This window comes from Streptomyces sp. NPDC054956 (assembly GCF_053609185.1).
The window spans coordinates 1-7,308 of sequence record NZ_JBSGXB010000347.1 but is presented as its reverse complement, the minus strand read 5'-3'; the positions used below and the strand labels follow the sequence as shown (position 1 = coordinate 7,308).

The 7,308-nt window shown below is 69.6% G+C and carries 6 protein-coding genes and 1 riboswitch; of the genes, 2 read left to right on the top strand and 4 right to left on the bottom strand.

What is annotated here, in order from left to right; genetic code table 11:
• Positions 1 to 192: 192 nt before the first annotated feature.
• The 4 genes from groL to thrC all read right to left on the bottom strand — a co-directional run bounded on the left by groL (position 193) and on the right by thrC (position 4,426).
• A complete protein-coding gene (groL, locus tag ACWGDE_RS33600; RefSeq protein ID WP_453392839.1) occupies positions 193 to 1,815 on the bottom strand; it encodes a chaperonin GroEL in 1,623 nt (540 codons plus the stop codon).
• A gap of 368 nt (positions 1,816 to 2,183) precedes the next feature.
• A complete protein-coding gene (locus ACWGDE_RS33595; RefSeq protein WP_008743607.1) occupies positions 2,184 to 2,390 on the bottom strand; it encodes a cold-shock protein in 207 nt (68 codons plus the stop codon).
• Between the two features lie 419 nt (positions 2,391 to 2,809).
• Entirely contained in the window at positions 2,810 to 3,088 is a 279-nt protein-coding gene (locus tag ACWGDE_RS33590) for a MoaD/ThiS family protein (RefSeq protein WP_453392838.1), read from the bottom strand.
• 36 nt (positions 3,089 to 3,124) lie between these two features.
• Positions 3,125 to 4,426, bottom strand: a complete 1,302-nt coding sequence (gene thrC / locus ACWGDE_RS33585) for a threonine synthase (protein WP_453392837.1) — start codon at positions 4,424 to 4,426, stop codon at positions 3,125 to 3,127.
• A 17-nt stretch (positions 4,427 to 4,443) separates the two neighbouring features.
• A riboswitch (SAM riboswitch) is annotated at positions 4,444 to 4,601 on the bottom strand.
• Between the two features lie 186 nt (positions 4,602 to 4,787).
• Between thrC and ACWGDE_RS33580 the strand changes: the two genes are divergently transcribed.
• The gene (locus ACWGDE_RS33580) at positions 4,788 to 5,750 is read left to right on the top strand and encodes a glucosyl-3-phosphoglycerate synthase (RefSeq protein ID WP_453392836.1); all 963 of its coding nucleotides are present in this window, start codon (positions 4,788 to 4,790) and stop codon (positions 5,748 to 5,750) included.
• A 65-nt stretch (positions 5,751 to 5,815) separates the two neighbouring features.
• Complete coding sequence (locus ACWGDE_RS33575) at positions 5,816 to 7,171, top strand: alpha,alpha-trehalose-phosphate synthase (UDP-forming) (RefSeq protein WP_453392835.1); 1,356 nt, start codon at positions 5,816 to 5,818, stop codon at positions 7,169 to 7,171.
• Positions 7,172 to 7,308: the final 137 nt, after the last annotated feature.

Sequence of the window (7,308 nt, the reverse complement as noted above, 5' to 3'; positions counted from 1 at the left end):
CTGCGGGGGCAAGTCCCCTACCCGCCCTTCGCCCGTTCCGCGGGGGCCGCCCCGGCCCGAAATATAGGCAGGAAAGCCGGCGGGGGTGGGTCGTGGCCGGGGTGGGGGTGCACCCCCCCCGGCGGCCCCCCCCCCCCCGCTACCCGGGGGCCCCGCCCTCGGTACGAGAACAGCCGATCGACCAGAGGTCGATCAGAAGTCCATGTCACCGCCCGGCATGCCGCCGCCGGCAGCGGCGCCGGCCTTCTCGGGCTTGTCGGCGATGACGGCCTCGGTGGTGAGGAAGAGGGCCGCGATCGACGCCGCGTTCTGCAGGGCAGAGCGGGTGACCTTCGCCGGGTCGATGATGCCCGCGGCGATCATGTCCACGTACTCGCCGGTCGCGGCGTTCAGGCCCCAACCGATCTGCAGGTTGCGGACCTTCTCCACGACGACGCCACCCTCGAGACCACCGTTGACGGCGATCTGCTTGAGCGGGGCCTCCAGCGCGAGCTTCACGGCGTTGGCGCCGGTCGCCTCGTCGCCCTCGAGCTCGAGCTTCTCGAAGACCGCGGAAGCCTGCAGCAGGGCCACGCCACCACCGGCGACGATGCCCTCTTCGACGGCCGCCTTCGCGTTGCGAACGGCGTCCTCGATGCGGTGCTTGCGCTCCTTGAGCTCGACCTCGGTCGCGGCGCCGGCCTTGATGACGGCCACGCCGCCGGCCAGCTTCGCGAGGCGCTCCTGGAGCTTCTCGCGGTCGTAGTCCGAGTCGGAGTTCTCGATCTCGGCGCGGATCTGGTTCACGCGACCGGCGACCTGGTCGCTGTCACCGGCACCGTCGACGATGGTGGTCTCGTCCTTGGTGATGACGACCTTGCGGGCGCGGCCGAGCAGGTCGAGACCGGCGTTCTCGAGCTTGAGGCCGACCTCCTCGGAGATGACCGTGCCGCCCGTGAGGATGGCGATGTCGCCGAGCATGGCCTTGCGACGGTCACCGAAGCCCGGGGCCTTGACGGCGACGGACTTGAAGGTGCCGCGGATCTTGTTGACGACGAGGGTGGAGAGCGCCTCGCCCTCGACGTCCTCGGCGATGATCAGCAGCGGCTTGCCGGACTGCATGACCTTCTCGAGGAGCGGCAGCAGGTCCTTGACCGAGCCGATCTTCGAGTTGACGATCAGGATGTACGGGTCGTCGAGGGACGACTCCATGCGCTCCATGTCGGTGGCGAAGTACGCCGAGATGTAGCCCTTGTCGAAGCGCATGCCCTCGGTGAGCTCGAGCTCCAGGCCGAAGGTCTGCGACTCCTCGACCGTGATGACGCCTTCCTTGCCGACCTTGTCCATGGCCTCGGCGATGAGCTCGCCGATCTGGGTGTCGGCGGCGGAGATGGAGGCCGTCGAAGCGATCTGCTCCTTGGTCTCGACATCCTTGGCCTGGTCGAGCAGGGCGGCGGATACGGCCTCGACGGCCTTCTCGATGCCGCGCTTGAGGGCCATCGGGTTCGCACCGGCGGCCACGTTGCGCAGGCCCTCGCGGACGAGCGCCTGGGCGAGCACGGTGGCGGTGGTCGTACCGTCGCCGGCGACGTCGTCCGTCTTCTTGGCGACTTCCTTGACCAGCTCGGCGCCGATCTTCTCGTACGGGTCCTCGAGCTCGATCTCCTTGGCGATGGAGACACCATCGTTGGTGATCGTGGGGGCGCCCCACTTCTTCTCAAGGACGACGTTGCGACCCTTGGGGCCAAGGGTGACCTTGACGGCGTCGGCGAGCTGGTTCATCCCACGCTCGAGACCGCGACGGGCCTCCTCGTCGAACGCAATGATCTTGGCCATCTGAAGTGGTCCTCCCGGACAGCGGTGGATTGCTCCCGGACCGCGCCCGCGCCCGCGACGGACGGCCTGCGTGCCCGGCGGTTCCTTCCCACCGGACCCTGCGGGCCTCACCGACCCGGTCCTCGTTTAGTAGCACTCTCACCAGGAGAGTGCTAACGCCAATGATTAGCACTCGGCACCCCCGAGTGCAAGCGGCTTCGGGGAAACCCTGATGAATACCCAGGCGGGACAAGGGCCGCGGCCGCCCCACGCACGAGGGGCCCGCATCCCGTGTCCAGGATGTGGGCCCCTCGTCTGCATGCCGTTGTGCCGTCGTACGCGGCCCTGGTGAACGGCCTCGTACGTGTCGGTGGTCGATCGCGGTCGGACTAGCCGGCGGCGAGCTTGACCATGTCCGCCTGCGGACCCTTCTGGCCCTGCGAGATCTCGAACTCGACCCGCTGACCCTCTTCAAGGGTGCGGTACCCGTCCATCTGGATGGCGCTGTAGTGGACGAACACATCCGCACCACCGTCGACCGCGATGAAGCCGTAGCCCTTCTCCGCGTTGAACCACTTGACGGTGCCCTGAGCCATGCCTAACTCCCCTATTACTGGCCCTTGCGCAGGACCGCACTTCGCGGTCCCGGGTCAGAACTTGCGCCGGAACGCCTCGACCGGGGCTGAATGTATCTGCACCGCTGCTGTCTGCAACAGGTCATTCCGACGAGAATTCTGGACATGGCAAAAGATTGAAATAGGGTGAAAACCAGGAATATTCCAGGGCAACTCGGGCCGGACAAACCAGGCCAAGGCCCCATACCGCACTTGCATGTTGACTCAATGTCAACCCTCACGCGGCCCGCTCATATGCGGCGGGCAAGTCCAGCGGAGGGGACTTCCCCAACTCTACCGCGCCCAACCAAGCAGAATTGCCCCCTCCGCTTATTAGCGGAAGGGGCAATTCAGTGTTTCGGGTGCCGGCGGCGCCTATCGGCGGCCGGCGCCGCGCACCGTCAGCAGCCGCCCGCGACGGCGGGGATGATCGAGACGCCGGCGCCGTCCGGGGTGGACGTCTGCAGCCCGCCCTCGAAGCGCACGTCGTCGTCGTTGACGTAGACGTTGACGAAGCGGCGCAGCTTGCCCTGGTCGTCCAGGACGCGGGCGGCGATGCCCGGGTGGCTCTTCTCCAGGGACTCGATGACCTCGGCGAGGGTCGAGCCCTCGGCGGGGACCTCGGCCTGGCCGCCGGTGTAGGTGCGCAGGATGGTGGGGATGCGGACGTTGACGCTCATGGCGCTACTGCCTTTCCGGTGTGCAGGGGAGGGAGGTCAGGCCAGGCCGGCGGCGCGGAACGCGTCCAGGCTCGGGCGGATGGTGGCGGTCTGGCCGCTGTCGGCGGCCACCGCCTCCAGGGTCTTGAGGCCGTCGCCGGTGTTCAGGATCACGGTGGTCAGCGAGGGGTCCAGCTGCCCGTTCTCGATCAGCTTCTTCGTCACGCCGACGGTCACGCCGCCCGCGGTCTCGGCGAAGATGCCCTCGGTCTGGGCGAGGATCTTGATGGCCTCGACGACCTGGGTGTCGTTGACGTCCTCGACGAAGCCGCCGGTGCGGCGCGCGATGTCCAGGACGTACGGGCCGTCCGCCGGGTTGCCGATCGCCAGGGACTTGGCGATGGTGTTCGGCTTCTGCGGGCGGACCACCTCGTGACCGGCCTTGAAGGCGGTGGAGACGGGCGAGCAGCCCTCGGCCTGGGCACCGAAGATCTTGTACGGCTTGTCCTCGACGAGGCCGAGCTTGATCAGCTCCTGCAGACCCTTGTCGATCTTCGTCAGCTGGGAGCCGGACGCGATCGGGATGACGATCTGGTCGGGCAGCTGCCAGCCGAGCTGCTCGCAGATCTCGTACGCCAGGGTCTTGGAGCCCTCGCCGTAGTACGGGCGCAGGTTGACGTTGACGAAGCCCCAGCCCTCGCCCAGCGGGTCGCCGATGAGCTCGGAGCAGAAGCGGTTGACGTCGTCGTAGTTGCCCTCGATGCCGACCAGGTCGCCACCGTAGACACCGGCCATGACGACCTTGCCCTGCTCCAGGTCGTGCGGGATGAACACGCAGGAGCGGAAGCCGGCGCGGGCGGCCGCGGCGCCGACGGCGCCGGCCAGGTTGCCGGTGGAGGAGCAGGACAGGGTGGTGAAGCCGAAGGCGCGGGCCGCCTCGACGGCGATGGCCACGACGCGGTCCTTGAAGGAGTGCGTCGGGTTGCCGGAGTCGTCCTTGACGTACAGCTTGCCGGTGACGCCCAGCTCCTTGGCCAGGTTCTGCGCGTCCACGAGCTTGGTGAAGCCCGGGTTCAGGCTCGGCTTGGAGGCCACGTCCGCCGGGACGGGCAGCAGCGGCGCGTAGCGCCAGATGTTGTTGGGGCCGGCCTCGATCGCGGCGCGCAGGGCTTCGGGGTCGCCGAGCGGCAGGTCGTAGGAGACTTCGAGCGGGCCGAAGCACTCGGCGCAGGCGAAGATCGGGCCGAGCTCGAAGCGGGTACCGCACTCACGACAGGAAAGGCCGGTGGCGGGACCGAGATCGACGGAAGTACCAGAAACAACGGTTTCGGCAGAGGTTGCGACAGACTGTGCAGCCATGATGGCGAGGCCCTTTCTCCTCATCTTCCCCATGGCGCACTTCGCCATGAGACGGAATTGGCACCTTCCCTAGCCGGGGACCTCGCTGACGTCGCTGGATGCGCGATCGCGAGAACCGACTGGAGGGTTGCCGGGGCTTCAACGGGCCGTGTCCCTCTGCCCCTCTGGATGAGCGGTATGGCACCGGCACACGCGCTCTATGGCGCGCCGGTGCGTTTGTACGCGGGGACCCCCGGCATGCGGTGGACCTTCGCGTTGTTCAAGACTGTAACCGAAGGCTCGGGTGGTTGAGACAGTCGTCCGAACCGCGAGATGGATCACATATCGGGCCAAAACCCGGAAGAACCAGGGAGTGCCGAACGTGCTGGAAGAGGTGGAGCGATGGCTCGCGGACCGCTCCTGGTCCGCCGCCGACCGACCGCTCGACCAGCTGCTCTGCGCCAAACGGGCAGCGGGGACCACGGTGAGCGTGGTGTTGCCGGCCCTCGACGAGGAGGCGACGGTCGGCGAGATCGTCGAGGTGATCCGTCGCGATCTGATCGAGGGACTGCCGACACCCCTCGTGGATGAACTAGTCGTGATCGACTCGGGCTCCACCGATCGTACGGCGGAGGTGGCGGCGAAGGCCGGCGCCCGGGTGGTGCACCGCGACGACATCCTGCCGAGGATCCCCGCCCTGCCCGGCAAGGGCGAGGTGCTGTGGCGATCCCTGCTGGCGACCACCGGTGACATCGTCTGCTTCGTCGACGCCGACCTGCGCGACTTCTCGGCGACCTTCGTCTCCGGGATCGTCGGCCCGCTGCTGACCGATCCGGACGTGCGGTTCGTCAAGGCGATGTACGACCGCCCGCTCAGCTCCGCCGACACGATCGCCCCAGGTCAGGGCGGACGCGTCACCGAGCTCGTGGCCCGTCCCCTGCTCAACCTGCACTGGCCGCAGCTGGCCGGCTTCGTCCAGCCGCTGGGCGGCGAGTACGCCGTCCGCCGCGAGCTGCTGGAACGGCTGCCGTTCCCGGTCGGCTACGGGGTCGAGCTGGGCCTGCTCGTGGACGCGCTGCACACCGTCGGACTGGACGCGCTGGCCCAGGTGGACGTCGGCGTACGACTGCACCGCCACCAGGACGGCCAGGCGCTGGGCCGGATGGCCGCGGCGATCTACCGCACGGCGCAGGTACGGCTCTCGCGCGGACACCTCGTACGGCCGGAGCTCACGCAGTTCGAGCGCGGCCCGGAGGGCTTCGTCCCGCACACCCACGCCGTGGACACCGAGGAGCGGCCGCCGATGCGGGACATCGAGGAGTACGCGCGGCGTCGCGTGGCGTAGCCGGCGCGGGAGCCACGCGTAGGCACTGACGTTTGACCGGGCGCGGGGCGGGCTAGGTTCGCCGCATGGCTTCCCAGGTGCTCGTCGCCGCGAACCGCGGCCCCCTCTCGTACGCCCTCGCCGCGGACGGCACTCTCAGTGCCCGCCGCGGCGGGGGCGGACTCGTCTCCGGCCTCTCCGCAGCCCTCGCGGAACAGCCCGACGCGCTGTGGATCTGCGCGGCGCTGTCGGACGCGGACCGGGAGGCGGTACGGCGGGGCACGTCCGAGCCGGGCGTGCGGATGCTGGACATCGACCCGGCGGTCTACGACGACGCGTACAACGGCATCGCGAACTCGGTGCTGTGGTTCCTGCACCACCACTTGTACGACGTCCCGCGCGAGCCGGTCTTCGACGCGGAGTTCCGGCGGCGGTGGGGCTCGTACGTCGCGTACAACGAGGCCTTCGCGGCGGCCCTGGCCGAGGAGGCCGGGCAGGGCGCGACGGTCCTGATCCAGGACTACCACCTGGCACTGGCCCCGGGCCTGCTGCGGGAACTCCGTCCGGACCTGCGCATCGGCCACTTCACGCACACCCCGTGGGCCTCGCGGGACGTCCTGGACATGCTCCCGGACGACGTCCGCGGGCAGCTGCTGCGGGGCATGCTCGGGGCGGACCGGGTGGGCTTCCACACGGAGCGCTGGGCACGGGAGTTCACGGCTTCGGCGGGGCACGGGGCGCCGGTGGCGGTGTACCCGCTGGGTGTGGACGGCGACGAGCTGCGGGCGCTGGCGCACCGGCCGGAGGTGGACGCGAAGCTGGCGGAGCTGCGCGAGCGGACCGCGGGCCTGAGGACGATCGCCCGCGTGGACCGCACGGAGCTGTCGAAGAACATCCTGCGCGGCCTGCTGGCCTACCGGGAGCTGCTGACGGTCCACCCCGAGTGGCGCGGCCGGGTGGTCCACCTGGCATCGGCGTACCCGTCCCGGCAGGACCTGGAGGCGTACCGCGCGTACACGGCCTCCGTACGGGAGCTGGCGGCGGAGATCAACGCGGAGTTCGGCACGGCGGACTGGCAGCCGGTGCTGGTCTCGGTCGAGGACGACTTCGCGCGCTCGCTGGCGGTGTACCGGATGGCGGACGTGGCGCTGGTCAACCCCGTGCGGGACGGGATGAACCTGGTGGCGAAGGAGATCCCGGTGGTGTCGGAGGCGGGGTGCGCGCTGGTGCTGTCGACGGGGGCGGGGGCGTACGAGGAGCTCCGCGAGGACGCGCTGACGGTGAACCCGTACGACGTGACGGAGACGGCCTCGGCGTTGCACGCGGCGCTGTCCATGCCCGCCGCCGAGCGCGCGGACCGCACGAAACGCCTGGCCGCGGCGGCCACGGCCCTCCCCCCGAAGCAATGGCTCACGGCCCAGCTCACGGCCCTGGCCGTCTAGCCCGGCCCTCGTGCCCTGCGGGGCTTGTCCCCTACCCGCCCTTCCACCGTTCCCCGGGCCAGCCCGGACCCGGTCCTCAATCGCCGGCGGGGCTGGAGGGGCGCCCGGGCAAGGCCCCGCCCCCCGCCGCAAAACCC